Here is a 24,721-nt window from a genome sequence, read left to right as displayed (position 1 = left end):
TAGCTCAGGTGGCTTGCTATCACGACTCGTCGGCGAATAGGTTCCTAACGGTACGGAAGACGTGACTTATCTAATCCTGCTGCGACACAGTTCGTGTTCCCGACGACTAATCTTCCACTGAGGGCGCACCGACGCATCGCATCCCACTTTTCGTCACCACGTTCGCAGAGCCAGTTGACGAGAAGGACGTATGCCAGCCTAATCGTCTCCTCGAATGAAGCGAAGTGGTTTCGAGGAGCGACAGCGAACAACGCGTCGTCCGTTTCCACGCGGGGTGCAGCAAGATTCCCACCCGAGATAACGTCAATCTGCAGTTTCGTCCGAGCAGCCATCTCAGCTGCAACACCTGTAATCTCTCCTTCGCCCTGTGCAGCATGTGCATCACCGAGGGACAGATTTGCACCAGTGACAGACACCGGGAGATACACCGTACAACCAGGTTTGATACACTGCAGATCCATATTTCCGCCATGCGGTCCCGCAGGACCGTTCGGTGCAGGTGGGCCGCGTGGTGCAGTTCCGATCGTCCCGAGCATCGGGTCGTATTCCATTTCTAACCCCCCACCCGACACCGTTCCATTTTCGATACTGAACGAGACGCCAGCATCCGGATGGGTACTCTCGAGGAATTCGTCCATCGCTTCACGGAGTGGAACGCCACCGAGAAACCACCACCAACTCGGAACGTATGTCGACGCACGCCCGTCGAGCGGTTCGATAGATTCGATGTGGACTGCGAGAGTATCCCCGGGTGTTGCTCCATCGACGTATATCGGACCTGAGAGTGGATTTGACCGTGGCTCAGTACTCCGATTACGTCTCCCTTCTCTCAAGACTTGTCCATGGTATGAGTCCTCGGACTCAACAACGACAGTCTCTCCGGGCTGAATTTCGATAAGCGGGTCATCGTCGTCAGTAAATGCGTAGCGAAACCCAACTGATGCTTGTTGCTCTCGAGTAATCCGATGCATAGTACGGTATTTCGATGAAGAGTCATAGAACTTCTGTCAGCGTAGGGTTTTATGATAGTCCCCCACACGGTGAAATACAAGATGGAAGTTACACAGCTAGAGGCGATTCCGATTGAGATGGGTGTAAAATCGAAAGACGAACCAGAGGGACTTGCACCCTACGTAACGAATCACGGCGCAGTTGAGACGATGGGACGGATGTTGATCCGTCTCGAGACGTCGGGCGGAATCACAGGTTGGGGAGAAATGCGGAACACGCTCTCACCTGAGGCGACGAAGACGATTCTGGAGAACGACATCGCACCCCATGTGAAAGGACGGAAGGTGTGGGAGATCGAAGACTTCACTGACAGCTTCTTCTTTGAGTACATGGACATCAACACGTTCATTGGGGGCGTCGAAATGGCGATGTGGGATGCCCTGGGGAAGTATCGTGAAGCGCCCGTCCACGAGCTCATTGGGGGGAAATGTGACGATGTGGTTGAGTTCGCGTACTGTGTTGGTATCCTTAGTCCCTCTGAATCTCGGGAGCACGCCCAACGAGCACTCGACAGAGGGTATTCTGTATTGAAAACGAAGGCTGGTCGTGACTGGAAACAGGACGTGGCGCGTATCGAAGCAATGCACGACGAGGCCGACGGCGACCTTGAGTTCCGCCTCGACCCCAATCAAGGGTGGACGTTTGAAGATGCCGTTCGAGTCGGTGCGATGCTCGAAGACAAGGGCATCTACCTCCAGTACATGGAGCAACCAATTCGAATTGACAGCTTCGGGACGTTCAAACGGCTCAGAAACCGTCTTCGAACTCCCATCTGTGCGAATGAAGATATGTACTTCCAGCGGAACCTCCTCGAACTTGGAAAAGAGGATGCAATCGACGTAGGCGTCGTCGACATCATCCCATCCGGCGGAATTCTCGGGATGAAACGACTCGCTGGCACCGCAGGTGACCTAGGTATCTCCTTGTCGCACCACAATGCGTTTGACCTCGGCGTGAAGACCGCTGCAGTTCTCCATGCGGTCTCATCGACCCCAGAAATCAACCTCCCACCGGACACGGTATACTACGCGTGGGAAGACGACATCATCGAAACTCCATTCACTATCGACGAGGGTGAAATTCAGGTCCCTGACGACCCCGGTCTGGGAGTGGTCGTCGACGAAGACAAGGTCGAACAGTACCGAATCAGTCTCTAATCACGGGTCGGAACCTCGTCTACGTCGTAGACTTCTTGTTCGAGTCGGTGGTTGAGACCCGACGTAAGTCCACCATCAACGACGAGTTCGGTCCCGGTGACAAACGATGAGAGGTCCGATCCAAGGTAGAGTGCTGCGTTGGCAACGTCTGCTGGTCGGCCGAATCGACCGAGGGCATATTCTTCTAACCATTCAACGTGTGCAGTTGTGTCGCCAGTCTCGGCCATTTCCTTGCGCCGACTCTCTGTTTCGATGGTTCCCGGACAAAGTGCATTTGACCGAATCCCGTGTCGACCGTACTGAGTGGCGATATTGCGAGACAAGGAAAGGATTCCACCTTTCGCCGCCGAATACGCGGTCAATCCGATTCCCGTGAGTGCGTTGACGCTCGACATGTGGACCATGCGCCCGCCACCGTCTGCGACTATGACCGGAAGTGCTTCTTTCGAGCAGAGGAACGTTCCCTTGAGATTCACGTTCACATTCTTCTCGAAGGTCTCCTCGTCGATTCGATGAAGATTATCGTCGTCTATGCTTCCACCTGCATTGTTGACGAGGATGTCGAGGCCCCCGTAGTCGTCGACGACGATATCTATGAGATTTTTGACGTCCTCGTGGTTGCTAACGTCTGTTCGAACGAACGTCGCCTTACCGCCGTCGGCGTGGATTCGGTCGACAGTCTCAGCCCCAGTTTTGGAGTTTATATCTGAGACGATCACAGACGCACCTTCACCGGCAAACCGTTCTGCAATCGCACGGCCGATTCCCTGACCTGCACCAGTGACAATCGCGACGTCGTCGGCGAGTAGCTTTTCTCTCATGGAGAGAGAAGTTCCCAATTGACGTCGATTCCAAATCCGGGTGCGTCACGTGCTGAGAGACACCCGTCTTGATATTCGATGCGATTCGAGAGAACTGCTCCTTTGTAAAGTGCTGGACCGATAAGGTCACATGGATACGTCACTGCCGTCGACGCAGTCGCGAGTGCCGTCGCCGCTGCACTTCCCGGGCCAAGTTCGACGGTACTCCCGAGACGTGCGTCGACACCGGCCGATGCAGCGATGTCGAGGATTCGTTTTGCACGTGTGATGCCACCTGAACACACTTCCACAGTGAACACGTCGACAGCGTCTGCTTGGATCAGTTCGAGTCCAAACGCCGGGTCGAGTACGTGCTCGATGAGTGCCGTGTCGACGGCAGCACGAACCTCAGCAATATCGTCGGGGAACAGTGGAATGTCGTAGTAATATCCCGGTGCATCGGCTTGTTTGTCCGGGTGGCCGACGGGCGTCTCGACACCATCGATGCCTGCTTGTTCAAACTTGCGAATCGTCGAAATTGCCTCCGACTTACTCCACAGTCCTTGTGCGTCGAGGAGGACTGTCGCGTCGTCGCCTGCGATGTCTCGTACAGCCTCGATGCGTGCGAGGTCTACCGATGGTTCACGTTCCCCGACTTTGAGTTTGAACGCTGTGAATCCTTCTTCGACCTTCTCCTGAACTTCTGCACGCAGTTCGGTAAGTTCGTCTTCTCCACCTCTCGTGAACACAACCCAGGTAATGGGTACATCGTGGGACCGACCACCCAGCAATTGGTGAACTGGTGTATTGAGATGAGTTCCCACGAGGTCATAGAGAGCGGTATCGATGGCACCTAAGGCGAGTTGCTGGAACGAGTGGAACTCGAACTTTCCGAACGAGACGGCGTCGTACATTTCATCTGTGAGCAATTGAATTTGGCGTGGATCACGCCCGGAAAGAAACGACTCAATTTCGGCTTCTATCTCGGTGTCAGATGGGGCTGCTTCGGGGTCCTCAATGTCTGGTATCTCACCGACCCCTGACTCACCGGTATCCGTTGTAAGTTCAATAAGGGTGCAAGTGCTCGTTCCGAACCCGAACTTTCGTTCAACTTCGACAGTAGTGACGTCAACGCTAGCTACCTCCATGAGGTTTGATGTGCAATGTGTCAACATAAACCCTGCCCCTGCATTTTATGTGAGAAACTCCCGTTGATCGGGTGATGACGTTGGAGATACACTACAACGTCTACGGCTGTTTTCGACCACCAAACGAGGATATCGAGTTGGCGAAGGCTGCTGTAGATGCGGGATTTGAGGGTATCTGGATCGGTGACCACTTTCAACCGTGGCTCGATTCTCGGCCATACACCCACCACATCCTTCCGTGGTTCGGGACTTTGATGAGCGAGATTCAGGATGTTCCGGTGGGAACCTCTGTGACGTGTCCTACGATGCGGTACCGCCCACCCGTGCTTGCACAAGCACTCGCGACCTTGGACAATATGTTCCCCGACCGTCTGGAACTCGGCGTCGGGACCGGTGAAGCGCTGAACGAAGCTGCATTCGTCGATGGTGAGTGGCCGGAGTGGGGGACACGTGTTGGAATGCTCATCGAGACGATTCAGTTGATGCGGCGTCTCTGGACCGAAGACGATTACATTACCCACGAGGGCAAGTACTACGAGTACGAGGATATCAAAATCCACACGCCCCCCCGTTCAGACATCGACATCCACTGGGCCGCTTGGGGCCCACAGTCGTCCCGTGCAGCGGGGAAGTATGCTGACCACCTTATTACGGCGGCATCTGCCTCACTCATCGAGGACCAAATACTCCCGAACCTATCGGCCGGGCTGGCCGAAACTGGGCGTTCCTTAAAAGATGTCGACGTGACCACCGAGGTTTCGGTGAACTACGGCGACCCCGTCAAACTCGTTCGGGAGATTCGAGAGCGTGGTGAGTACATCCCCGACCACGCTGAGTTATCCAACCCCGACCCACGGAGCGTCCAAGCGGTGGCAAATAGAGAACTGAGTGATATGAGTGACCGAGAGATTAGGGAACTGAATACGATTACCGACGACACCGTAGAAATTATCGAGAAGTTAGAGGAGTTTTCAAATGCGGGCGTCACTCGCGTCCTCGTTGGATCGAACTGTGGAGATCCATACGAGACGATCGACGTGTTTGAATCCGACGTAATTCCTCATTTTGAGTGACATCTTCGAGTGCTATGTGATGCCCTCCCAAACCTATATATCTGATAAGGAGTATGGTTTTGTCGATGGAGCAAGCTAGCAACATTGACGAGAGTAGCGGAGATGTCACTCGACGCACCCTGATGCGTGCGCTCGGGGGCGCAGGGGGTATGATCGCTGTTGCAGGGTGTACTGGAGGTGGTGGCGGAGACGGTGACTCCGGTGGCGGTGACGATTCGGGAGGCGGTTCAAGTGGAAAAACCGTCCAGTTCCTCACGATGGGTGTCGGGGACAATATCAAGGGGTTCTTCGAAGAGAACAACGCGAAGTTCGAAGAAGAGAACGGATACAAACTTGATTTCACCAGCGTCACGTGGGATAACGCCCAATCGACGCTAGTCACTCGAGTGAAGGGTGGCAAAGCCCCAGACGTGAGTCGGCTTCCATCCCGGTGGATTCCGCAGTTCCAGAACCTCGAGGCCATCGACCCACTCGACGACCTCATGCAAGGGGAGTTCCTAGACAAGTTCTACCCGAAAGTCGCAAACACGACCAAAATAGACGGCAGTTACTACGGCGTCCCATGGGCCTATTCGAACAAGGCGTTCTACTACAACAAAGACGTTTTCGAGGAAGCAGGCCTCGACCCGGAGAACCCGAAACTTGACACGTGGGACGACGTTCTCGCTGCAGCACAGAAAGTCACAGAGAACACCGATACGCCTGCATACGGCCTTCCCGCTGCAGACCGACTCACGACCGTTTCACAGTGGCTGCCATATCACTGGAGCCACGGTGCGGACATCATCAACGATGACGGCAAACCGGCCGTCAACTCCGACGCGGGCGTGAAAGGGCTTGAGTTCTACAGTAGCCTTGTCACGGAGCACAAGGTAACCCAATCGTCTCCACTCTCGTCGACCCGACACGACGTGCGGAAACTGTTCGAGCAGGGTGACGTTGCGATGCACATCGGTCACGTCTACGTGGGTATCAACATCGAAGAGAACAAGACAGGGACCAACTACGGCATCGTCCAAATGCCAGAAGGACCCGATGGACGATACAGTCTTGCGACGACGGATAGTATGGTTATGTACTCGTCGGCCGAAAACAAAGACGCAGTCAAGGACCTCCTCAATTTCTACTTCGACACGGACCGCCGGTTCGAGTACTCGAAGAAGAAAGGCTTCATGCCTGTGCTGGAAGAGGTCGGTAACCGAGACTACTTCGCTGAGGACCCATTGTGGTCACCCTTCATCGAAGCGTCACAGTACGCCCGGTCACGGCCAAAGCTGGCGAACTTGAGCGAGGTAACGAACCGTCTCGTGAAGGCAGTCCAAGAAGCTGTCTCTGGACGGAAGTCGGCAGAGAAGGCCCTCAACGAGGCACAAGCCGACCTTGAGGAAATGATCGAGGCCTAACTGGTCTCTGCCATTGATTATGTCTTCATTTGAGTATGCACAGGACGACAGTGAATCGCAAGGAACCGTCGAGCGGGCCGTGTCGTACCTGCAGGACCACTGGACTGAGTACGCACTCATTACGCCATCGATTGTGTTCCTCGCAGCTGTTGTTCTCTATCCCATCCTCGAGACGCTCAGACTTGCGTTCTACGAATCACCCCGAACGTCGACTGTCGAGGTGTTCGTCGGCCTCCAAAACTTCAATGAGATATTTTCCGATCCGTTCTTCTACCAGTTGCTCTGGCAGACGTTCCGGTGGGTTGCGCTCGCGGTGACGATAAAAACACTGCTAGGGTTACTTATCGCCGTTCACCTCAACCAGGACATCAAAGGTCGGAAGTTCTTCCGGACGGCGTTCCTCATCCCGTGGGGGATACCGTACGCAATCTCTGCTGTGATTTTCCGGTGGATCGAGCAACCTCAGTACGGGTACCTGAACGCAATCCTACTGAAACTCGGTCTCATCGATCAGCAAATTGGCCTCCTGGGTGACCCCAGTATCGCGTGGCTTGGTGCGATAGCCGCAGACATCTGGATTGGAACGCCGTTTATGGCGATTATCTTCCTTGCAGGGCTTCAGTCTATCCCGGAAGAGCTCTACGAGGCAGCGGCAGTTGACGGTGCGTATCGGTGGGTGCAGTTCCGATACATCACTATCCCGCAGCTCAAGCCGGTGATTCTCATCGCCACTCTCCTATCGACTATCTGGACCTTCGTCGGGTTCGACGTTATCTGGACGATGACCCGAGGTGGCCCTCTCGACTCGACGGCAACCCTCGTTATCTGGATCTACAAGACTGGGTTCGAGAACGGGAACCTTGGAATGGCCGCCGCCTACAGCTCTATTGGCTTCGCCATCCTCCTCGTGTTCGCCATCCTGTATCTCCGTATCTACATGCAGGGAGGTGAGGAGATATGAGCATCAAGCTCTCTGAATCGCGTTCGTCACTCCAACAGGTACGAATTTACGGGGTCCTCATTATCATTCTCGGGATAATGATGTTCCCGTTCTATACGATGATTTCGACGACCCTCAAGCCAGCCGGTGAGATATTCAATTCACCTGCACAGGTCATCCCGCAGAACCTGAACCCCTCTGCGTACTTCCAGGTATGGGGGGAAACAGAAGTCATTACGTGGGTTATGAATTCGTTCATTATCTCCATCAGTACCGTTTTATTGACGCTCTCGCTAGCGATTCCTGCTGCCTACGTCTGTGCACGGAAAGACTTCGTCGGGAAGCGAACGTTCCTGCTGGCAGTCCTTGTGGTCCAGATGTTCGCACCGGTCATCCTCATCGTCGGCCTGTTCGACATCATTGTCACCTTGGACCTGATGGACTCGTATCTGTCGGTCATCATACCGAGTGCCGCGTTTACCTTGCCGTTCAACATCTGGATGTTGTATGGATATTTCAAGACGATTCCGGTCGAACTTGAAGAAGCGGCACGCATCGATGGTGCGAGTCAATTCTTGATTCTCCGAAAGATAGTGCTCCCACTGACGAAGCCTGCTCTCGTCGCGAGCATCACGTACACGTTCCTCTACGCCTGGAACCGTCTGCTGTTCGTGCTGACGTTCCTTACGTCGAGTGGGAAGTACAACGTGCCGCGAGGTATCTTCTCGATGGTCGGCGTCTTGAGTGTCGACTGGCGCATGATGCTCACAGTCGCGGTCATTGGGGTCATTCCGCTCCTCCTCCTCTTCGCGTTCCTCGAAGAGTACATCGTCGCCGGAATGACGAGCGGTGCCGTCAAGGACTAAGTTTCTCCACTCCGTTTCGTCCGCAGTTTTTTTGCACAGTACTGTAAAACTGGTATTGTAATGCAAGAGATACAGACAGACAATGCACCAGCCAGTATCGGTCCGTACTCACAGGGAATCATCGATGGCGATCGTATCTACGTCTCCGGACAGGGGCCAGTAGATCCGTCGACTGGCGATATCGTTGGCGCGACGATTTTGGAACAGACTGAGCGGACACTGGAGAACGTCGCTGCAGTCCTCGAAGCGGCAGGGGCATCGCTCGACGACGTTGTGAAGGCGACTGTGTTCGTTCAAGATATGGCTAACTACGACGCTGTAAACGAAGTGTATGGAGAGTACATGAGCGCACCGTACCCAGCACGAAGTGCTGTAGAGGTTGCAGACCTCCCAATCGATATCGGTGTAGAAATCGAAGTCATTGCTCGGACGCCGTAGGAGTCTATCGGTTCAATTCGTGGATTTGAGTGAGGATGGATTCCATCTCGTCCCCTAACAACTCGAAAATCGCTTCTCCTTTCTCTGTGCTTGCGAGCTCCGGTGCGCCAATTGCACCTGTTTGTGAGTACTCGTCAAATCCACGGTACACCGAGAGCGGGCCGCCCTGAACAAGATCTTTCCCGCCGTGTTCGTACGGTTCGTGAAAGTACTTGGCATCCCCCTCGGAGACGAGATCCGGCCGAAGATGCATCATGAGAGACGTCTCGAATTCTCCACCATGAGACATCCCACCGAGTTCGCTGTCACGAATTTCGTCGATGAAAGATGCCGCGAGTTGGAAGTAGGTAAGTCCGAGAACCTGCGAATTTGGATGCTCCGTCCCAACTGTACTGACCGCGGATCCGATGAGTGAGATGTTCCCCCCGTGCCCGTTCAGGAAGAGAATAGCGTCGAACCCGTTTTCGAGCGCTGATGACGCACTCTCTTCTAATACTGAGAGGAGCGTTCGGTGTTCGAGCGTGAGGGTTCCTCCGAAGGACATGTGGTGTGGAGAGTATCCGGTCCAAATCGTTGGAGTGACCATGATGGGAACGTCTTTTTCGACGCGAGTCGCTCCAAGATGGGCGACTGCGTCGACGAGGATGGTATCCGTAGAAACTGGGAGGTGGTGTCCATGTTGTTCGATACTCCCTACGGGAATGATAAGCACTGATCCATCCTGTTGGCCGATGTTTTTGATTTCCTGATACGACTTTCCAGCCCAATCCACACTCGAGGACCCTATATGTTCGTACATTGTTATTTTAAGTCTATAGATGGTTCGATAATCGTTACCCGCGTCTCACGCTGCTGTATTTACTTGTGTCTCCACATCGGAGTTGACCCGGTCCCCAGTGTCGTCGAAGAAATGAACTTCCGACGAAGAGAATCCAATTCGCACAGTGTCTCCCTCCTCTGGCCGGAACTCGCTGTCGACACGCGCAGTGAACTCGGACTCAGTAGGTGTATTGAGGTAGAGGAAGTTGTCCGACCCCATCGGCTCGACGACGTCGACTGTGGCTTCGATTCCACCTGTTTCGACAACACTGAAGTCTTCTGGTCGGACTCCGATAGTATACTCCCCCGAATCGAGGTTGATACCGTCGAGCCCCACGCTGAAACCGGGACCATCTACTGAGATTCCGCTTGAATTGTTGGTAACCGAGACTTCGAAGAAATTCATTGACGGACTCCCAATGAATCCGGCGACAAACCGGTTATTCGGGTTGTCGTAACACTCTTCTGGAGGAGCGATTTGTTGGAGTTCGCCATGGTCGAGAATCGCAATTCTGTCACCCATAGTCATCGCTTCCGTCTGGTCGTGCGTGACGTAGACGGTGGTTGTTCCGAGATCTGATTGAAGTCGCTGGAGTTCCGTCCGCATCTGTGTACGAAGTTTCGCATCGAGGTTCGACAACGGTTCGTCCATAAGGAACACTGCCGGGTCACGAACGATCGCACGGCCGAGGGCGACGCGCTGTTGTTGGCCCCCGGAGAGTTGTTTCGGGAGTTTGTCGAGTAATTCCGCAATTTCGAGGGTTTTCGCTGTCTCTTCGACAGTGTCGGTTATCTCCCCGTCAGATAGGTCGTGAGACAGTCGAAGCCCGAACTCCATATTCTCACGGACAGTCATGTGCGGATAGAGTGCATAATTTTGGAACACCATCGCTATGTCCCGTTTTTGAGGCTGCTGCTCGTTGACGATCTCGTCGTTGATCTTAATATTGCCGTCAGTAACCTCCTCGAGACCTGCAATCATTCGAAGCGTGGTCGACTTTCCACATCCGGAAGGACCAACCATGACGAGGAATTCCCCATCTTTAATCTCGATGTTGATGTCTTCGACCGCCGTAATCGGGGGGTCACCCCCGTATACTTTCGTTACGTGTTCGAGTTCGAGTTCTCCCATGACAAATCCTATCACTACCCATTCTCTACGCTCACTTAACTCTGTCTCAGGTTCCGAAAGAAGGGCGACGAGTTGGCAGTTTTACTAGATAAATAGTAAGGGCTAGCCCCAAGAGGAAGTAGTATGGAATTTGCATTCTGGGCATACCCGTGGGACATCCTCGACGAAGATCCACGGTTTGTCGCCGATCGTCTGGTAGATGCTGGGATCACAGAACTCAATCTCGCGACGAACTACCACTCTGTACAGGCCTTCACACCACATAATCCCGAGCGTCGAACATTCTTCGCACAGGCTAGTTCATACTTCCAACCGGGGGACCACTACGAGACACTCCAACCGGTCGTGAATGAGACGATGGGAGATGACGACTGGATCGAGACCATTGCGGACGAACTTCGAGACGTCGACATTGCATTGAACTCGTGGACAGTCGGTGTCCACAACTCTCGATTAGGGTTGAACCATCCCGAGGCGACTATCGAAAACGCGTTCGGTGACTCTCTCGCGTTTGGCCTCTGTCCTTCGAAGCCAATGGTGCAGGCATACCTCACAAACGTGGTTGAAGACCTAGCTGGTCGGGACATCTTCTCTGCAATCGAACTGGAGATGTTCGACTACTTCTACGGTTCTGGATTCGGCTGGCACCACGACAAGTTCCACACCGAACTCGGGACACTCGGCGAGTTCCTCTTTGGCTTGTGCTTCTGTTCGGAGTGTCAAGCGAATGCTGAATCTGCTGGAGTCAACTCCGACCTGGCAAAGACAACCACACAACAGACTGTCGATGGAATCACCGGAGGCACGGTTCCGCACGACGCCGACATGGCTGCGTGGCTCAAGAGCCACCCAACCGTCGCAGCGTACGCAGATGTTCGGTTCAAAACTCTGAGTCGACTGTACGAGGACATTGCAACTGCTGCAGGAAGTGCGAACCTTGGGTACTACGTCGGGTTAGTTTCTGTCGGTCAAACGTGGATGCAAGGAGCGGACCTCCACGCACTTTCCGAGTTCGTCGATTACTATACGGTTGCAGCGTACGAAGCGACGAGAGCAGATGCGGTAAACTGTGTACGCGAAGCAGACCAACTTACACCTGAAATTCCATTACACGCGGGCGTACTCCCTGGATATCCAATCGTCGATGATGCGTCCACTCTCGATAATATCGTGTCCGGACTTATCGAGGAAGGAGTGCCACGGATTTCGTTCTACAATTACGGCCTCCTTCCCGAACAGAACATCGAGTGGGTCACCGAAGCGATTCGTCCCTATCGGTAGGTTCAGTTTCCGTCTCACTGACTTCTCGAGCGTGGATTCAGTTTTGGTTCTCTGGAACTATTCTGTAGTGACTGCACTGTCGGATTGCATTTACTACACTACTGCAAGTTTTTAGTTCGGGTGATTGGGTGTCGAACGGTCCGTATGATTTCTTTTACCATGGTACTCGAATAATTGGGAGCCTATTGGAGCGAACATAGCAGCAGGTTGAGGGCAATGAATTTTGGATATATCAAAACCATTATGGCAAATGCTATTGATGCTCATACTATGGAAGACACCACTAACGAACCACGCAAGATTCAATCCGTGGACAGAGCAGTGGAGCTCCTCGAATCGATACAAGACCACGACGGAGCGACACTCACAGAAATTGCAGAGGCGACTGGGTTATCTCCGGGGACAGTCCATACGTACCTTTCGACGCTTGAGGACCACTGTCTGGTCCGCAAAGACATTCACGAGTATTACCTTGGATATCGGTTTGTCCTCGCTGGTGAGTACGTCAAGAACCACAATACACTCTACAGACATGGACGTAAAGTAGTAGACAACCTGGCCAACAAGACAGGTGAATCGGTCCACCTCATCATCGAAGACGACGGACTCGAAGTGATTCTCTACGAATCATTCGGAAAAGATGCCGTCGGGATCGAATTTTACATTAAAAATCGAGAAAATTCTGATCGCTATCTTCACTATTCGGCCAGCGGGAAGGCGATTCTTGCTCACCTACCACGTTCAGAGGTCAACAATATCATCGACAAGCACGGTCTAATGGCGAAAACTCCCAATACGATCACCAACCCTGACAAACTCGCCGCCGAACTGGAAACAATTCAAGAACGCGGATTTGCCGTAAATCAACAAGAGGCTGTTATTGGAATCAGAGCAGTGGGGGCCCCAATTTTGGACTCTCAGAGAGACCCGATCGGAGCGATCAGTATTTCCGCCCCATCGAGTCGATTGAAGAGAAATACCTTCGTCGAAGAATATCCCGAGGCGGTAATGGAAGCAGCAAATATTATCGAAGTAAACGTTCAGACTGGGGAGCTCTATAGGGAATAGGTACAATCCAACTGCAAGATATCGACCGAAAACCCGTTGGTTTTGTATATAACAAATTTCATTGGAGGGCCGGGAGTAATTATTGATGTGTAGGTGTAGTTAGCTTGGCATTCTGTCTACAATTAATAGATTTGGGAGCGTGATTCTACGGTGAGAAATCGCACTCACACCTCGACTCAGCAAGCCTCCAATTGGAAAATTGGAGATAGTGCGTATCTGCACTCCATCAATCCTTTACAAAAGTATGGTTGTAATTTTCATTTTATCTGAAAATATTGGTTTTGATATTTACAAATTTTTATTTGTAGGGGCTGATTCATACTGCTGTAACGTCTGTCGCGAACCTCACAGAGGACGAAATCGGAGAATTCTTCTCGGGTACGAAGGAGCGTTATCGGAGTACAAACAAGGGATACCTGAGCCAAACGAGCGACGCGGGAGTGAGTTAGGATGGCTCCTGTTTGCCCCCTTTGGGAGTCAGATCGACAGGTGTCGGGTCTCGTGTTCGGGCTTGCAGTGTATCTTATTAACGAGGTACCCGAGGAAGTGCCACTCATGGTGTTCAACCCACTTGGAGCGTTTGACGTTGTCCGTACTTCACAGTTGGTGGACTACTTCGATGAGTACGCGGATTATCTTATTGTCACACTGCTTGAAGAAAACGCCCGTACAGTCGCCTGTTTGCATCCGCGATACGTGCTAGCATTGACACCCATAATTTCTTATATTTTGACAAATTATATGACAAATTTATTGTGTCATTTGAATTTCTGGAATTTAAATATCTGGATACACCGTTAATATACGATATTATTTAAGCTACACCAATAAAATAGGCATAAAATACAAAATTTAAATTAGATTCAGAGAGAAAAACAATATACCATTTTATTTAAAAATATATATTCTAGTGATTACTCTCCCAACAAATCAAACAAATAGGAAAACAATCAAAATGTTTTGGACAAGTATTTTATCGATATCCTGCTTATTCTACCGGTATCCGGAGATTCCGATTACATTCCAATTCTACCAAGAGATGTTGCCGGTGTGCCTCCTCCCTAGACAGTGAACGAACATGGAAATGGTTCTCGATGGACAGCAACGAATTTCTAGTATATACTACGTCTGACCGCACCGGACTTGTCACTGGATTAAATCACGCTCCTCCACCTCTTCTGCCTGAAATTCAGTGAGATTGTCAACGCGAATTCGACGAAGATACAATTACCTGGAGAAGAGACTGGGACTTCTCCCAGAGACTGATCGACAACGACTACGAACTCCAAATAAAATGAGACCTAATCCGTTCACAGTCTTCCGAATCAAAGAAGCATTCGAGGATTGGTGCTTGGGGCTAGAAGACCTCGCACAAAGCAACGATTCCGTTACCAGAGAAGACATCCAGCAATTTGAACAACATATGATACATTTTGCGGCTACGACATCCCGACCATGAAAAAAGATTGGATACGTCCTGACAAGGTCGTGGCTGCGCGCGCAGCGAAGCGAGCACGGAGCGGAGGGTGGGGAGGTGGGGTCCGGGTCGGTTCGGGACTTAGCAAAAAGAAGGGTGCGAAGACTGGCTATTCCCACCACCGACCGCGCTCGGGGAACATCACGGTGCTCCACCCAGTGAGGGCCACTGAGACGCGCCCGTTATACCAGTTCTTCGCCGCCCCGTGAATCCGCACGCGCTCGCCCTCTTCGATCCACGGAGCATCCGACGCCTTCCAGCTCGTCAGTTTTGTACGACCGCTCTCGTCCTCGATGAGCCCAACTTGAGCGATGCTCGGACTGGAAGGTTCCCAAAGCTGCGTCACACGGCCCTCGATGCTCACTTCTTTACGATTGACGTCCTCAAGCTTCCCGATGGGAACCACCGTCCCGGGCGCCGTCTGCAACTCCTCGAACACCCCGACGACCGCGCTCATCAGGTCTTTCCCACCGACGACGGCTTCACCCAGCCGCCGACCAATTGCCGCTCGCGACCAGCCATCTAGCTTCTTCGACAGCCGCATCGACTGCTTATTCACCGCCGCCAACTGCTCCTGCGTGAGTTCTGCACGGGGATCACCTCGCTTCGGGTCTGCCCACGGGTTCACGCTCGCCGCCCGCTTCTGGAACGCTGCACGCCGCTCAACGCTCCGCTTCGCCGCGATGTCTCGCGTCCGCTTCTCCCGACCGTCCTGCGTCCCCAGCTCTGCCTGGGCACTGATGCGCTCCAGTTCGGCTTCCCGCGCCCGAATGCGCTCTTCCTGTTCGAGGGTCGCCCCATAGATCCGTTCGTCACTGGTGTCGACCATCCCGTCCGGGTGGTTCGCATCGACCTTTGCCTGAACTTCCATCTGCACCGTCGCCTGGAATGCCGGCGTCTCATCGACGACCTCGAAGCCGTCCTCGTCGACCGCCGCTTCGTCCGCGTTTTCGAATGCCTGTTCGTCGACCGAAACTACATCAGTGGTAACGTTCTTACTTGACATTGGAACTCAACCCAGTTCCGAAGGCGCTCAGCGCCCGACACCGCGATGCCATTACATCGCGGTTCTTCGACGACACCGACCGACAGACCCATCTATGCGCTCTCGCTCGCGCCTTCGCAAGCGCCCCTTGGGGCGCGAGCGAGAGCGCGTCTGAGGCGGACAATCAACCAGCACCGCGCGCCGTCTCACCGAGCGCAGCGAGGTGAGGCTTGTCGCGCGAGCGGAGTGAGTGCGACAACGACCCGCCCGGAGCGAGCGGCCAGCGTTAAGCCGTTTCTCGTGTCCGGCCCGCGAGGGGCGCAACCGAAAACGCGCTTAATGCAGGCGTCGAGGGCACATGCACTTTAGCCCGGAACGCGGTCGAGTGACGGAGGAACGAGACCGCGACAGCCCGGAATGGTCGGTCGCGAGCGCCGCGGAGGGCTCGTGAGCGAAGCGAACGAGACGACGGTGAGCTTTGCTCACCGGAAGGCGGAACGCGGCGAGCGGGGCGAGCCGTACCGATTGCCAGAGAGTACGGACATATATTACCCAAGACCGTGAAGTACTCGTATGCCCAAACCGGACGACTTCGCTGTCGAAACAATCGACCTCGAAGGAATCAGGGACTATCTCGATGAAACCGAGGTCATCTTCGCAGTGCTGTTTGGGTCGCATGCGAAAGGAACGGCAGAGGAGACATCGGATGTCGATATTGCCCTCCAGTTCCCGGATGACCTGTCCGAAGCCGAGCGGTTCCGCCGACGCAACCGTATCGACGCAGACCTCCAAGCATACGCAGACAGATTCGTCGACGTGAGCGATATCGAGTTGCTGCCAACGCACGTTGCGCACGCTGCGCTCAGGGATGGGATTCGCATCAGTGGTGATCCAGCGGTCATTACCGCGTACAAACAGCACGTCGACGCAGCGTATACTGCAGGTGCGAGCGAGCGAGAACGAGAACAACGGGAATTCATCGATCGGTTGGCTCGTGGTGACGTCTAGTGGTCGACGAGGATATTGTTGTTGACAAGCTCCGGTACATCAACGAGTACACGAATGACCTGAAGCAAATGCGGGGACTGTCGAAGGCGGCGTATGTTGACGAGATCATCGTCCAGCGAGCGGTTGAGCGGACGTTCATGAATCTTATTCAGTCCTGTATCGACCTCGCCCAGCATATTCGCGCGTCGGAGGGGCTCTCACCCAGTGGGACCGCAAAAAAGGAGATTGAGTCGCTCGGGAATGCAGATATTATCTCACACGACGTCCAGGAACAGCTGGAAGAAGCAGTCGGATTTCGGAATATCCTCACCCACCGGTATGGTGATGTGAATCAAGAGGTCGTCTATAACCTCGGAATGTCATGAGTGAGGTGTTTAGTTACCAGCACATATATTATTCCACAAACCATATCATGAAAATAAATAGTAGTAACGAATATGAAGAAAATCATAATCGGCTTGCTGCTGGTTAGTACTGTTTCACTGGCGGGCTGTATAGGCGGTATCGGGGGATCCAATGACCCTTCCGGCCCGACAATATATCTGTACAATGAACAGAACCAATCTACAGAGGTTTCACTGACCGTCACGAAAAACAACTCGACAATCGCTGATGACACCTATACTGTCGACGGAAGAGAAAACAAGAAAGTCAGCCTAAACAGCGGGCATGGAGTATACAACATTACTGCGAGATCGGAAGGCAAGCAGCTTACTCACACGTTCGACTATTCCGGGCCAGAGAGCCTGCTAATCTATATTGGTCCGAAAAACATCACAGCGGCTGAAGCTATCGATTAAGTCCGTCGTTAGTTCGTATCTCAGTCCAAAAGCCTCACTTCAGTCTCCGTGAGTCACCCGTGAAGTCGCCGGGGTTCAATCGTCGAGCCCATCTTTACGGAAGTGATTTATCGGCGGTGGATCGATGGCGTTTCGTGGACTCAAGGAAACGACCAAAGATATCGACCTCATCGCTCCTCCGGTGACGATCTGAGTGTCACGAGATGTCGTGGTGCTTACTCACTCGCTTTTCGAGCCACTCAAGGACAGCAAACAGAACCGCGAGGTGGTGGTCTGCTTCGAGAGGTGAGGGCTCAACGAGGTCATTTGCGTCCGGGGGTGGATGGAAGTGAGCAGTCGGCGCGTGTGGCTTCGGATGTCTATCCCAGCGGCACTGCCATGTTTCATTCGACGCAGTCTCTAGATAGTGGAATGAATACATTCCGCCTTCGAACCATCGGACGTCAAGTCGCACACCACTCAGTGACGCTGGGTACTGGGTTGGATCGATTTGAAGTTTGAGGAGACGTGGACTGAGTGAATCTGGCCGAAACTGCCACTCGGTGATGAGTGGGTGTGTCGCCGCCCGCTGTGCCAACACAGTGAGCGTTGGAATGTCGAGTGGGCCGCTTGGCCCTTCTGTCCGTTCGGTCACGGGTCAGACTCGTGCTCGGTCGTCGCGCAGTGCTTCTGCACGGTGGACTGCTTGCTGGATGACCTGAATGTCACGGCGGATGGTCCGCCAGTCAGAGAGGTCCTCCCACTGCTGGTGAAGCATCTCGTGATCAGCTACCGCCGTTTCAGTCGTGACCACAGCGTCCGGCTCTGGGACACCATAGGTTGCTTGGAAGCTCTGATCCTCTGAAATGAGTTCCTCAACCCGTGCCCGAAGGTCACTCGGACTCTGCTCACGGGCGAGTTGTTCAACTCGCTTCCACCGGAGGTACGAGGTGTTACGGGTGTAGGTTGCAGGCCGTGTGTCGGTTTTGTCTGCAATACCCATCTCGGTCAGTTGTTGGAGTGCCTGTCGGGCTCCATTCTCGGAGCAGTCTGCCCACTCTGCAAACTGCTGTGCAGACGCCGGCTCATCCGTCCCAACGAGGACATCGTAGACACGTTGGAAGGTCGTTCGGTCCGTACGCCACTGCTCTGCGGCGTCAACCGTTGGCGACCTATCGTCACTCATATTCGTTCGTTCGCGGCCCAAACACATATATCTTGTCTGTAGGGCGTATTTGTGAGTTGACCGTCTACAGTCAGACCGTGAACGAAGCGTTGGCCGATCTCACGGAACAACACAACGTGACGACCCCGTTGCACGACCCCGTGGCCGAGATCACTGAGCGCGTCTACGAGGAGCTCGAAGTGCTGCACGCGCTTGACGACCCGAAGTCGGTGGCTGACCTGCAACAGGAACTCGACTGGCCAGCAGCGGACGTCCAGGAGATTGTGCGACGGCTGGAAGAGAAAGACGCCGTCGCGGTAACCGCTGGGCGCGTCGAACGTCGCTCAACGACGATCTGATCGTGAGAGAGTGAGTCCGTGAGCTTTGCTGAAACGATCAGACCATGACTGGAAGTACGTGATACATACAGAGGGTGCAGTCAGCACCCGACGCTCGGTTGTTTCGGCGTTTGTTCACCGAATGTGCCGACAGACCGAGTCCGGGTGTCGGGCGCAACCAGTAATGGGTCACTCCCAAGCGGTGACTCGTTTGATTGTATCGAGTTGAAAAATAGTTGGATAGGATGAATTATAGAAAATGCGTAATTACATGTATTTTGAAGTTTTTGGTGAGTTTGGTGTTAGAAGATGGGTAATTCGCAGAATCAGGCCGACCACACACCCGATAAAACCGAATCCACCGATGGACATCGGTCTGAGACTCCTTCCCTCTTGACAAGCGGAAAACCGCTTCCGCTCAAGCGACGTCATTATTTAAAAACAGCTGGTGTTTTCACTGCAGGATTTATCGGAGGCGGGAGTGCCCTCCTCGCAGCAACATCGAAGCCTGCAGCCGCAGCAATCACGGTCATCGACGACTACGACGATGGCTCGCTCGCCGAATACACGACTGACGACAGCACTGCGTTCGATCTGGTGCAAAGTCCCACTCACTCGGGTGGCTACGCCTTCCGGGCGAAGGCTGGGAATGGCGGCTCCGATTACGCGATTGCAATGCCGGCCCAGATTCCGCAGGCCCCTCAGGCGGGAGATACCTTCGAGTTCTGGTTTTATCCCGAGCAAGCAACCTCGGATCTGCATTTCGCAATCTTTGGAGCGCAAGGAGATGCGAACACCAAGCCCAATAGCGAACAGTACCGGATTCGACTCAAATCGTCGGGTGATCTTCGCTTCTACGTCCACGACGGAACTCAGTGGACGGAACTCGCGAGTTCGACGGCGGCGTTCTCGATCGTCGGGTGGAACCGAATCGAGGTCCAGTGGGGGCTTGACGGTACGTTCACGATTACGCACTTCGATAGTTCGGGGACCCAAACAGCGCAACTTACGGCCTCGGATACGACCTGGGTGAGCGGTGGCTTCGGCTATTTCCTGCCCGCAGCCAGTTCCGTCGACCGGTACTATGACACGTGGAGGCTTTTGAAGACTACCGCGCTCGGCAGATTCGAACACGGACTAAATGGGTGGACGGCGAACAGCACGAATCAGTGTAGCCGAGTAAATGGGGCCCAGCAGCCTGCTTGCGTCAGTCAGGGTGAGTATGCACTCAAGGTGAGCGTTAATAGCGACCCTGAGCCGAGCATCGAAACCCAGCAGGCGACCTACCGGGCTGACTTCGTGAACTATCCGTGCTTGCTGGCCGATGTGCTTCCAGCATCGGTCGAGAACTCGGAGTCGGCGGTCACATTCCGCTTCCGGTATCATCACACCGATCCGGGTGGTGTCGAGGAATCTCCTGAGATGACGGTCGCACAGCGGCTCGGCGGCCGAATCGCGTGGGATCTGAGTGGCTTGAGTGCGACGAAGCTCGCCTCGGCTGACAAGCTGGAACTGGTGTGGTATCCGGAAGACCACCCGCCGGGGTCGGGCTTTGACTACAGCGGGGTGGTCTACGTTGATAACGTCCACCTGACCGACAATCCGGATGATGTCGCTGTCACGCAGATGTCCCGGAAACGCCGGGCGCTCGCGCGAACCTACGGCCCTTGTGTGGACACAATCGTCCAGACGCAGACCGATTCACTTCGGGAGGGTACGTTCAATCATCAGGACGGCACCCAAGTTCCCTATCGGGCGGAGATTCTATCAGATGAAAGTTGCGAGGTGACGATCGATGGAGAGACCTTCCGGTTCCATGGGGGATCACCATGACCCTCCCAGTACCCTGGGATATCACCGAGGAGGCGTACGTAGTTACGTCCATCTTCGGACATAACGAGAACAGCGGTGATCCCAACGATCCCACCGCGACAGCACGAAACAGCGCCATTCCCGGGTTTCTAGATGAGGGGTTCCACGGCGATGACAGACAGAGCTTGCCCAGTAGTATCTCGACCGCCCTTGGGAGTAAAACTCTCGAGGAGTACACTGATCCGTTCCCGAACTTCCGGATCAACACAGCTGTCGAGATCGGCTTCGACACGGACGGCCGGACAGTCCTCAATGGCGAGTACGACGCGCTGTACGACGACCCGAGCATGCAGAACCCGAGTTCGGTCTCGTCGATCACGCGAGAGGGTGGTCCCGGCGAGTCGACCCTCTTCGTCACTATCTTGGATTCTCTGGATGGGGCCGATAACTTCCTCCCTGCGAACGTGAAGGGCCCGTACACGACCGACCAGATCGTGACCGTGCCGGACGGCAGCGGCGGGACCGTCGAGGGAGTGCGTGCTTCGATCATCCTCGGGGGTAACGATCCCTACATCGTCGCCTTGAAAAATGGGTATACGCTCGCTCAGCTGTTCTTGGGAAACATCCCGCTAGCAATTACGCTGTACTGGCAAAACATCCCGTCGTTTTACGCGTTCTTGGATGTCGTGGTGATGGCTGACGGCGCCCGGCTCGTCCGGGTCTGGGACGCGAGTTTCTATCCTGCCCACGCGCTGTACGTGGGCGGGAACAAGCAGGATGAAACGCCGTTCCGGGAGGGGGTTGAGTGGACGCGGGACGGCCAGAATCCGGCGTTCAGGGAGTTCGCGTTAGAAAGCCGCGTGATCGGACGGACGCCCTTCGAGACGTTCGGGTCGCTAGGGTATGCGAACCGCTTCCGCAGTGGGATCGGTCCGCATCCAGTGATGCGATTCCCAGATAATGGCACGATACTCTCTGCCCTGACTGTCGAGAATACACTATCGGATCCCCTCTTCCCACCGCTTCCATGACACAGGTTAAGCAACTTCGCGATGAAACATCTACCACGCAGTCTAGTGACTGTATCCTCATGCGACCTCTTCCAATTCTGTGCGTGGGTGTGCTCCTCGTTCTCGCAGGTTGCACCCTCGGCCCGCTCGGGCCGACTGGTCAAAAGGGACCAGTCACGGTCGTCGTGAACAATTCGGCGGACACGACGCACACGTTCGAGGTGTGGGTGGTCGAGCTCCCAGCGAATGTGACGGAGCGGCGCGACGACGGGCTTACGGCAACGGGTTCCATTGGCCAAGGACTTGGCGGTGGTAATCCCGGCGACAATCATACCTTCACGGCAGTCGAGTTGCCCGACTCGGCCCGACTCCATGGACGATACACCCTTGACCCTGGCGAGAAGAACCGGAGTTCTATCGAGGAGTTCCACTCATCCTTCGCCGTAGTCATCGTCGTCTATCTGGACGAGGACGAAATCATCTCGTATGTGACCGCAAATTGTGATGAGGCCGATTTCGTCGCTCTCGGGGTTACCAGCCGTCCCAACCCTCCAGGTGGTGTCAGCGCGGCGTATACGTGCCAATAGAGAACAGTGCGGCAGTCATAGAATGTATCTCAGAGGGGTTGTGTCACGTAAAACGGAGTCAAATTAGCTGATACGTAGATGGTACGAATGTGTTACCGAATCAGTTCTAGTCCCCGGACGAACGCGTAGCCAGCGACGGTGCTCACTGCCACAACTGGAACCACAAGAATCAGAAAGAGTAGGACAATCGGCTGGGCAAATAAGAGGGCAAACCACAGTATTCCCAGACCGTCGGTAAGCCCAATGAGAACCATTGCAAGGGCCGCAGCAATAAGGATGGTGAGTGCGGGACCGAGAATGGTTCCAACAATGATGTTCTTGTCCACCTCGAACCCGGAAAGACCCTGTTGATGAGCGACGAGAGTTATCAGAACAGTCGATACAAACGGAACGAATGCCAGCACTATCCCGTGATAGAGGAGCGTCTGGCCAGCAAAAAATTGGAATATTCTGTCAGTTAAGACGAACCCATGGCCGTAGAACTCGGCATTTGTGATGAGCGGTGGAAGAAAATAGCCGATGACACCAGCAAGCGAAGTAATCACCCCACTAAGGACCCCCAGAATCAGCGGCCGGTCTTGCAAGACCCCTTCGAATGTCGAAACCATGCTAATATAATCATACAATCAAATATAAGCCCAGTTTCGGCGTAGTGGAACACAAAAAGAAACCAACACTTGGACGACCGATATCTATCGCATTACCCGTCTCTATCCCCTTACTGTAGGAATTGTTTTGTGACACGTTCAACAGCCAAAACCGTGAGAATCCTTCAGGACGTGGTGGTGATGGCTGACGGCGCCCGGCTCGTCCGGGTCTGGGAAGCGAGCGTCTATCCGGCCCACGCGCTGTACGTGGGCGGGATCTTGAGAGACGAAAACGAGTTTGACGAGGGCGACGAGTGGGTCACCCAAGGCCCATTCTCGCAGCACGATGCGTTCAATCTGTTTGGGGCTGAGGCGAGTTTCGCTCCATAGACGCCACTCGCTATCGAGTATCGGCTGGAGGGTCCGAGATTACGTCTTCAGCTCGTCGATTCGACCCTGCCGCCGGACGATCGCGGCGTGCTTCGGCGACGCGACTACCCACGGAGAGGCGTAACTCTGGCGTGGCATCCCACCCTCAATCCCGTCGCCGCCTTTGAGGGGAACCCCTTCATCGTGGGGCGTCGTCGTCAGCGTGACCGTCATGTACTCCTCATCACCGAACGGATGGCTGTCGTTGTTGAGGATCAGCCACGGACGCGGGTTCTCACCTGACTTGAACGGATCGGGTCCCCAGACGACATCCCCGCGCTGGTAACTCATTCAGTATCCTCGTCGTCGACGGCGTGCTCCAACCACTCGTCCATGTCCTCCTCGCCGAAGCGGTCGTTGGCCGCTCGCGTACTCTCGAGCATGCTGGCGTACGCGGCGACGTCGTCGGCTTCACCGAGCGCCCAGTAGTTGCCCTTGTGCCGGACGAGACCCCGATCTTCGAGTCGAGAGAGAACGACGCTGATGCTCCCAGCTTTCACGTCGGTTGCATCGCGAATCTCGCTCTGAGTGAATGCCTGATCGGGATGGGTAGCGAGGAATCGCATCACGCGATCAGCGTTCGTCTCCCCGGAGTGCTGGAGGCGATCCTCGGGAGAGGATTCGAACGTCTCGATGTCGATGGGCATATGTATTGCTTTGTCGCCGTGTGTATTAGATGTATCGACGTATTTTTTGAGTCGGTTCAATCTCGCTGATCGACTGGGTGTGGTGGGAAGGGCAGTCTATTCATCGACGACGTGCGTCTCGAGGTCCCGCGTCCAGTACGTCGCGGGCCCACCGGGGTTACAGCGAGTACACAGCTGCAACGGCCCTTCGAGATGCCCGAGTTCAACGCGGAATCGCGTCAGTGCAGTGAGCGTGTCGACGACGAGTCCACAGCCATCGCAGGCGTGGTAATCACGCTCGTCGGGGTCGGGCCGCGCTTGGACGGCACAGTCGACGCAGATCTGGTGGGTGACTCGCTCGTCTTTCCCCCACGTATACGCCGTTCCTGCCGTGGATCCAGGTGCTGCATCACAGAAGGCACAGCCGGAGAGCGTCTGCTGCATCACTCGTCAGCCTCGCCAGTGTCGCGGGCAGCCGACCAGCCACGATGGAACATGGCGAGTTGCAGAATCGAGTCGAAGGCTTCGCCACTCGGTTCGTGAACGAGAACTCGCTGTTCGGCGACTGCCGTCACGGCCCCGTCGTCGACGAGGTCACTGACGAGTTGCCGCGCCATCGTTTCGTCGACGTCCGCCGTCGCCACCCGGGCTGCATCCCGGTCTTGTGCGAGGAGTTCGGTTTCGAGTCGTTCGTGATCGTCTCCAGTGTCGTCGAGTATATCTGGACAAGTCATAGGAACTCACGCGAGGCACGGTCGTAAGAGCGCCTCGCGCCTCCTGGC

28 protein-coding genes are annotated in these 24,721 nt (G+C 54.5%); 16 read left to right on the top strand and 12 right to left on the bottom strand.

What is annotated here, in order from left to right:
* Window positions 1-44 precede the first annotated feature (44 nt).
* Entirely contained in the window at window positions 45-971 is a 927-nt protein-coding gene (locus P0648_RS16760) for an acetamidase/formamidase family protein (RefSeq protein ID WP_277506018.1), read from the bottom strand.
* Between the two features lie 81 nt (window positions 972-1,052).
* On the opposite strand from P0648_RS16760, the gene P0648_RS16755 reads away from it, so the two are divergent.
* Window positions 1,053-2,168, top strand: coding sequence for a mandelate racemase/muconate lactonizing enzyme family protein (locus tag P0648_RS16755; protein WP_277506063.1), 1,116 nt, complete (start codon window positions 1,053-1,055; stop codon window positions 2,166-2,168).
* Here P0648_RS16755 and P0648_RS16750 read toward each other — a convergent pair.
* Both P0648_RS16750 and P0648_RS16745 read right to left on the bottom strand, forming a co-directional pair.
* Window positions 2,165-2,989: an SDR family NAD(P)-dependent oxidoreductase gene (locus tag P0648_RS16750; protein WP_277506017.1), complete on the bottom strand. Its 825-nt coding sequence runs from the start codon at window positions 2,987-2,989 to the stop codon at window positions 2,165-2,167. The two genes, P0648_RS16755 and P0648_RS16750, sit on opposite strands and share 4 nt — an antisense overlap.
* Window positions 2,986-4,116, bottom strand: a complete 1,131-nt coding sequence (locus P0648_RS16745; RefSeq protein ID WP_276275234.1) for a mandelate racemase/muconate lactonizing enzyme family protein — start codon at window positions 4,114-4,116, stop codon at window positions 2,986-2,988. The genes P0648_RS16750 and P0648_RS16745 overlap by 4 nt, the downstream gene beginning before the upstream one ends.
* A 74-nt stretch (window positions 4,117-4,190) precedes the next feature.
* Between P0648_RS16745 and P0648_RS16740 the strand changes: the two genes are divergently transcribed.
* From P0648_RS16740 to P0648_RS16720, 5 genes are all read left to right on the top strand, one after another.
* On the top strand, window positions 4,191-5,189 hold the full coding sequence (locus P0648_RS16740) for an LLM class flavin-dependent oxidoreductase (RefSeq protein ID WP_277506016.1): 999 nt from the start codon (window positions 4,191-4,193) through the stop codon (window positions 5,187-5,189).
* Window positions 5,190-5,254: 65 nt separating this feature from the next.
* Window positions 5,255-6,592 (top strand): sugar ABC transporter substrate-binding protein, encoded by a 1,338-nt coding sequence (locus tag P0648_RS16735; RefSeq protein WP_276275232.1) that lies wholly within the window; start codon window positions 5,255-5,257, stop codon window positions 6,590-6,592.
* A 19-nt stretch (window positions 6,593-6,611) separates the two neighbouring features.
* Window positions 6,612-7,553 (top strand): carbohydrate ABC transporter permease, encoded by a 942-nt coding sequence (locus P0648_RS16730; RefSeq protein ID WP_276275231.1) that lies wholly within the window; start codon window positions 6,612-6,614, stop codon window positions 7,551-7,553.
* Window positions 7,550-8,398, top strand: a complete 849-nt coding sequence (locus P0648_RS16725; RefSeq protein WP_276275230.1) for a carbohydrate ABC transporter permease — start codon at window positions 7,550-7,552, stop codon at window positions 8,396-8,398. Before P0648_RS16730 ends, P0648_RS16725 begins: the two co-directional genes overlap by 4 nt.
* Before the next feature lie 60 nt (window positions 8,399-8,458).
* Window positions 8,459-8,836: a RidA family protein gene (locus P0648_RS16720; RefSeq protein ID WP_276275229.1), complete on the top strand. Its 378-nt coding sequence runs from the start codon at window positions 8,459-8,461 to the stop codon at window positions 8,834-8,836.
* A gap of 4 nt (window positions 8,837-8,840) precedes the next feature.
* Here P0648_RS16720 and P0648_RS16715 read toward each other — a convergent pair whose 3' ends face one another.
* Window positions 8,841-9,635: a creatininase family protein gene (locus tag P0648_RS16715; protein ID WP_277506015.1), complete on the bottom strand. Its 795-nt coding sequence runs from the start codon at window positions 9,633-9,635 to the stop codon at window positions 8,841-8,843.
* A gap of 45 nt (window positions 9,636-9,680) precedes the next feature.
* The gene (locus P0648_RS16710) at window positions 9,681-10,787 is read right to left on the bottom strand and encodes an ABC transporter ATP-binding protein (RefSeq protein ID WP_277506062.1); all 1,107 of its coding nucleotides are present in this window, start codon (window positions 10,785-10,787) and stop codon (window positions 9,681-9,683) included.
* Between the two features lie 123 nt (window positions 10,788-10,910).
* Between P0648_RS16710 and P0648_RS16705 the strand changes: the two genes are divergently transcribed.
* Both P0648_RS16705 and P0648_RS16700 read left to right on the top strand, forming a co-directional pair.
* Window positions 10,911-12,068: a hypothetical protein gene (locus tag P0648_RS16705; protein WP_277506014.1), complete on the top strand. Its 1,158-nt coding sequence runs from the start codon at window positions 10,911-10,913 to the stop codon at window positions 12,066-12,068.
* A 270-nt stretch (window positions 12,069-12,338) separates the two neighbouring features.
* A complete protein-coding gene (locus P0648_RS16700) occupies window positions 12,339-13,136 on the top strand; it encodes an IclR family transcriptional regulator (protein WP_276275226.1) in 798 nt (265 codons plus the stop codon).
* A 1,586-nt stretch (window positions 13,137-14,722) separates the two neighbouring features.
* Here the strand turns inward: P0648_RS16700 and P0648_RS16695 are convergent.
* Entirely contained in the window at window positions 14,723-15,619 is an 897-nt protein-coding gene (locus tag P0648_RS16695) for an OB-fold nucleic acid binding domain-containing protein (protein WP_276275225.1), read from the bottom strand.
* Between the two features lie 552 nt (window positions 15,620-16,171).
* On the opposite strand from P0648_RS16695, the gene P0648_RS16690 reads away from it, so the two are divergent.
* The 3 genes from P0648_RS16690 (at window position 16,172) to P0648_RS16680 (ending at window position 17,406) form a co-directional block, all read left to right on the top strand.
* Window positions 16,172-16,606 (top strand): nucleotidyltransferase family protein, encoded by a 435-nt coding sequence (locus P0648_RS16690; protein ID WP_277506013.1) that lies wholly within the window; start codon window positions 16,172-16,174, stop codon window positions 16,604-16,606.
* Window positions 16,606-16,971: a DUF86 domain-containing protein gene (locus tag P0648_RS16685; protein WP_276275223.1), complete on the top strand. Its 366-nt coding sequence runs from the start codon at window positions 16,606-16,608 to the stop codon at window positions 16,969-16,971. Before P0648_RS16690 ends, P0648_RS16685 begins: the two co-directional genes overlap by 1 nt.
* A 72-nt stretch (window positions 16,972-17,043) precedes the next feature.
* Window positions 17,044-17,406 (top strand): hypothetical protein, encoded by a 363-nt coding sequence (locus P0648_RS16680; RefSeq protein ID WP_276249191.1) that lies wholly within the window; start codon window positions 17,044-17,046, stop codon window positions 17,404-17,406.
* A gap of 637 nt (window positions 17,407-18,043) precedes the next feature.
* On the opposite strand, the gene P0648_RS16675 is transcribed toward P0648_RS16680, so the two are convergent.
* On the bottom strand, window positions 18,044-18,571 hold the full coding sequence (locus tag P0648_RS16675) for a hypothetical protein (protein ID WP_276275222.1): 528 nt from the start codon (window positions 18,569-18,571) through the stop codon (window positions 18,044-18,046).
* A gap of 56 nt (window positions 18,572-18,627) precedes the next feature.
* Here P0648_RS16675 and P0648_RS16670 point away from each other — a divergent pair, with 56 nt between their 5' ends.
* From P0648_RS16670 to P0648_RS16655, 4 genes are all read left to right on the top strand, one after another.
* On the top strand, window positions 18,628-18,909 hold the full coding sequence (locus P0648_RS16670) for a hypothetical protein (RefSeq protein WP_277506012.1): 282 nt from the start codon (window positions 18,628-18,630) through the stop codon (window positions 18,907-18,909).
* Window positions 18,910-19,197: 288 nt separating this feature from the next.
* A complete protein-coding gene (locus P0648_RS16665) occupies window positions 19,198-20,721 on the top strand; it encodes a LamG-like jellyroll fold domain-containing protein (protein WP_277506011.1) in 1,524 nt (507 codons plus the stop codon).
* Window positions 20,718-21,731, top strand: a complete 1,014-nt coding sequence (locus P0648_RS16660) for a hypothetical protein (RefSeq protein WP_277506010.1) — start codon at window positions 20,718-20,720, stop codon at window positions 21,729-21,731. Before P0648_RS16665 ends, P0648_RS16660 begins: the two co-directional genes overlap by 4 nt.
* A gap of 59 nt (window positions 21,732-21,790) precedes the next feature.
* Entirely contained in the window at window positions 21,791-22,297 is a 507-nt protein-coding gene (locus P0648_RS16655) for a hypothetical protein (RefSeq protein WP_277506009.1), read from the top strand.
* A 92-nt stretch (window positions 22,298-22,389) separates the two neighbouring features.
* Here P0648_RS16655 and P0648_RS16650 read toward each other — a convergent pair whose 3' ends face one another.
* Window positions 22,390-22,905 (bottom strand): hypothetical protein, encoded by a 516-nt coding sequence (locus P0648_RS16650; RefSeq protein WP_277506008.1) that lies wholly within the window; start codon window positions 22,903-22,905, stop codon window positions 22,390-22,392.
* A gap of 153 nt (window positions 22,906-23,058) precedes the next feature.
* Here P0648_RS16650 and P0648_RS16645 point away from each other — a divergent pair, with 153 nt between their 5' ends.
* Window positions 23,059-23,274: a hypothetical protein gene (locus tag P0648_RS16645; protein WP_277506007.1), complete on the top strand. Its 216-nt coding sequence runs from the start codon at window positions 23,059-23,061 to the stop codon at window positions 23,272-23,274.
* Between the two features lie 39 nt (window positions 23,275-23,313).
* Here P0648_RS16645 and P0648_RS16640 read toward each other — a convergent pair whose 3' ends face one another.
* The 4 genes from P0648_RS16640 to P0648_RS16625 all read right to left on the bottom strand — a co-directional run bounded on the left by P0648_RS16640 (window position 23,314) and on the right by P0648_RS16625 (window position 24,673).
* Window positions 23,314-23,604, bottom strand: a complete 291-nt coding sequence (locus P0648_RS16640; RefSeq protein ID WP_277506006.1) for a type II toxin-antitoxin system PemK/MazF family toxin — start codon at window positions 23,602-23,604, stop codon at window positions 23,314-23,316.
* Window positions 23,601-23,960, bottom strand: a complete 360-nt coding sequence (locus tag P0648_RS16635) for a helix-turn-helix domain-containing protein (RefSeq protein WP_277506005.1) — start codon at window positions 23,958-23,960, stop codon at window positions 23,601-23,603. The genes P0648_RS16640 and P0648_RS16635 overlap by 4 nt, the downstream gene beginning before the upstream one ends.
* A gap of 96 nt (window positions 23,961-24,056) precedes the next feature.
* A complete protein-coding gene (locus P0648_RS16630) occupies window positions 24,057-24,383 on the bottom strand; it encodes a hypothetical protein (RefSeq protein WP_277506004.1) in 327 nt (108 codons plus the stop codon).
* Window positions 24,383-24,673, bottom strand: coding sequence for a hypothetical protein (locus tag P0648_RS16625; protein WP_277506003.1), 291 nt, complete (start codon window positions 24,671-24,673; stop codon window positions 24,383-24,385). The genes P0648_RS16630 and P0648_RS16625 overlap by 1 nt, the downstream gene beginning before the upstream one ends.
* Between the last annotated feature and the right edge of the window lie 48 nt (window positions 24,674-24,721).

The organism is Haladaptatus sp. DYSN1, from assembly GCF_029489995.1.
In the GTDB taxonomy this organism is placed as follows: Archaea; Halobacteriota; Halobacteria; order Halobacteriales; family Halococcaceae; genus QDMS2.
This window is presented reverse-complemented; position numbering and strand designations above follow the sequence as displayed.

Coding starts and splice junctions, on each gene's coding strand:
- P0648_RS16735 (WP_276275232.1), top strand. CDS start 5,255: ATGGAGCAAGCTAGCAACATTGACGAGAGTAGCGGAGATGTCACTCGA.
- P0648_RS16720 (WP_276275229.1), top strand. CDS start 8,459: ATGCAAGAGATACAGACAGACAATGCACCAGCCAGTATCGGTCCGTAC.
- P0648_RS16755 (WP_277506063.1), top strand. CDS start 1,053: ATGGAAGTTACACAGCTAGAGGCGATTCCGATTGAGATGGGTGTAAAA.
- P0648_RS16650 (WP_277506008.1), bottom strand. CDS start 22,905: ATGGTTTCGACATTCGAAGGGGTCTTGCAAGACCGGCCGCTGATTCTG.
- P0648_RS16715 (WP_277506015.1), bottom strand. CDS start 9,635: ATGTACGAACATATAGGGTCCTCGAGTGTGGATTGGGCTGGAAAGTCG.
- P0648_RS16695 (WP_276275225.1), bottom strand. CDS start 15,619: ATGTCAAGTAAGAACGTTACCACTGATGTAGTTTCGGTCGACGAACAG.
- P0648_RS16745 (WP_276275234.1), bottom strand. CDS start 4,116: ATGGAGGTAGCTAGCGTTGACGTCACTACTGTCGAAGTTGAACGAAAG.
- P0648_RS16680 (WP_276249191.1), top strand. CDS start 17,044: ATGAAGAAAATCATAATCGGCTTGCTGCTGGTTAGTACTGTTTCACTG.
- P0648_RS16730 (WP_276275231.1), top strand. CDS start 6,612: ATGTCTTCATTTGAGTATGCACAGGACGACAGTGAATCGCAAGGAACC.
- P0648_RS16750 (WP_277506017.1), bottom strand. CDS start 2,989: ATGAGAGAAAAGCTACTCGCCGACGACGTCGCGATTGTCACTGGTGCA.
- P0648_RS16625 (WP_277506003.1), bottom strand. CDS start 24,673: ATGACTTGTCCAGATATACTCGACGACACTGGAGACGATCACGAACGA.
- P0648_RS16725 (WP_276275230.1), top strand. CDS start 7,550: ATGAGCATCAAGCTCTCTGAATCGCGTTCGTCACTCCAACAGGTACGA.
- P0648_RS16635 (WP_277506005.1), bottom strand. CDS start 23,960: ATGCCCATCGACATCGAGACGTTCGAATCCTCTCCCGAGGATCGCCTC.
- P0648_RS16675 (WP_276275222.1), bottom strand. CDS start 18,571: ATGAGTGACGATAGGTCGCCAACGGTTGACGCCGCAGAGCAGTGGCGT.
- P0648_RS16660 (WP_277506010.1), top strand. CDS start 20,718: ATGACCCTCCCAGTACCCTGGGATATCACCGAGGAGGCGTACGTAGTT.
- P0648_RS16640 (WP_277506006.1), bottom strand. CDS start 23,604: ATGAGTTACCAGCGCGGGGATGTCGTCTGGGGACCCGATCCGTTCAAG.
- P0648_RS16710 (WP_277506062.1), bottom strand. CDS start 10,787: ATGGGAGAACTCGAACTCGAACACGTAACGAAAGTATACGGGGGTGAC.
- P0648_RS16655 (WP_277506009.1), top strand. CDS start 21,791: ATGCGACCTCTTCCAATTCTGTGCGTGGGTGTGCTCCTCGTTCTCGCA.
- P0648_RS16700 (WP_276275226.1), top strand. CDS start 12,339: ATGGAAGACACCACTAACGAACCACGCAAGATTCAATCCGTGGACAGA.
- P0648_RS16760 (WP_277506018.1), bottom strand. CDS start 971: ATGCATCGGATTACTCGAGAGCAACAAGCATCAGTTGGGTTTCGCTAC.
- P0648_RS16740 (WP_277506016.1), top strand. CDS start 4,191: ATGACGTTGGAGATACACTACAACGTCTACGGCTGTTTTCGACCACCA.
- P0648_RS16665 (WP_277506011.1), top strand. CDS start 19,198: ATGGGTAATTCGCAGAATCAGGCCGACCACACACCCGATAAAACCGAA.
- P0648_RS16705 (WP_277506014.1), top strand. CDS start 10,911: ATGGAATTTGCATTCTGGGCATACCCGTGGGACATCCTCGACGAAGAT.
- P0648_RS16630 (WP_277506004.1), bottom strand. CDS start 24,383: ATGCAGCAGACGCTCTCCGGCTGTGCCTTCTGTGATGCAGCACCTGGA.
- P0648_RS16690 (WP_277506013.1), top strand. CDS start 16,172: ATGCCCAAACCGGACGACTTCGCTGTCGAAACAATCGACCTCGAAGGA.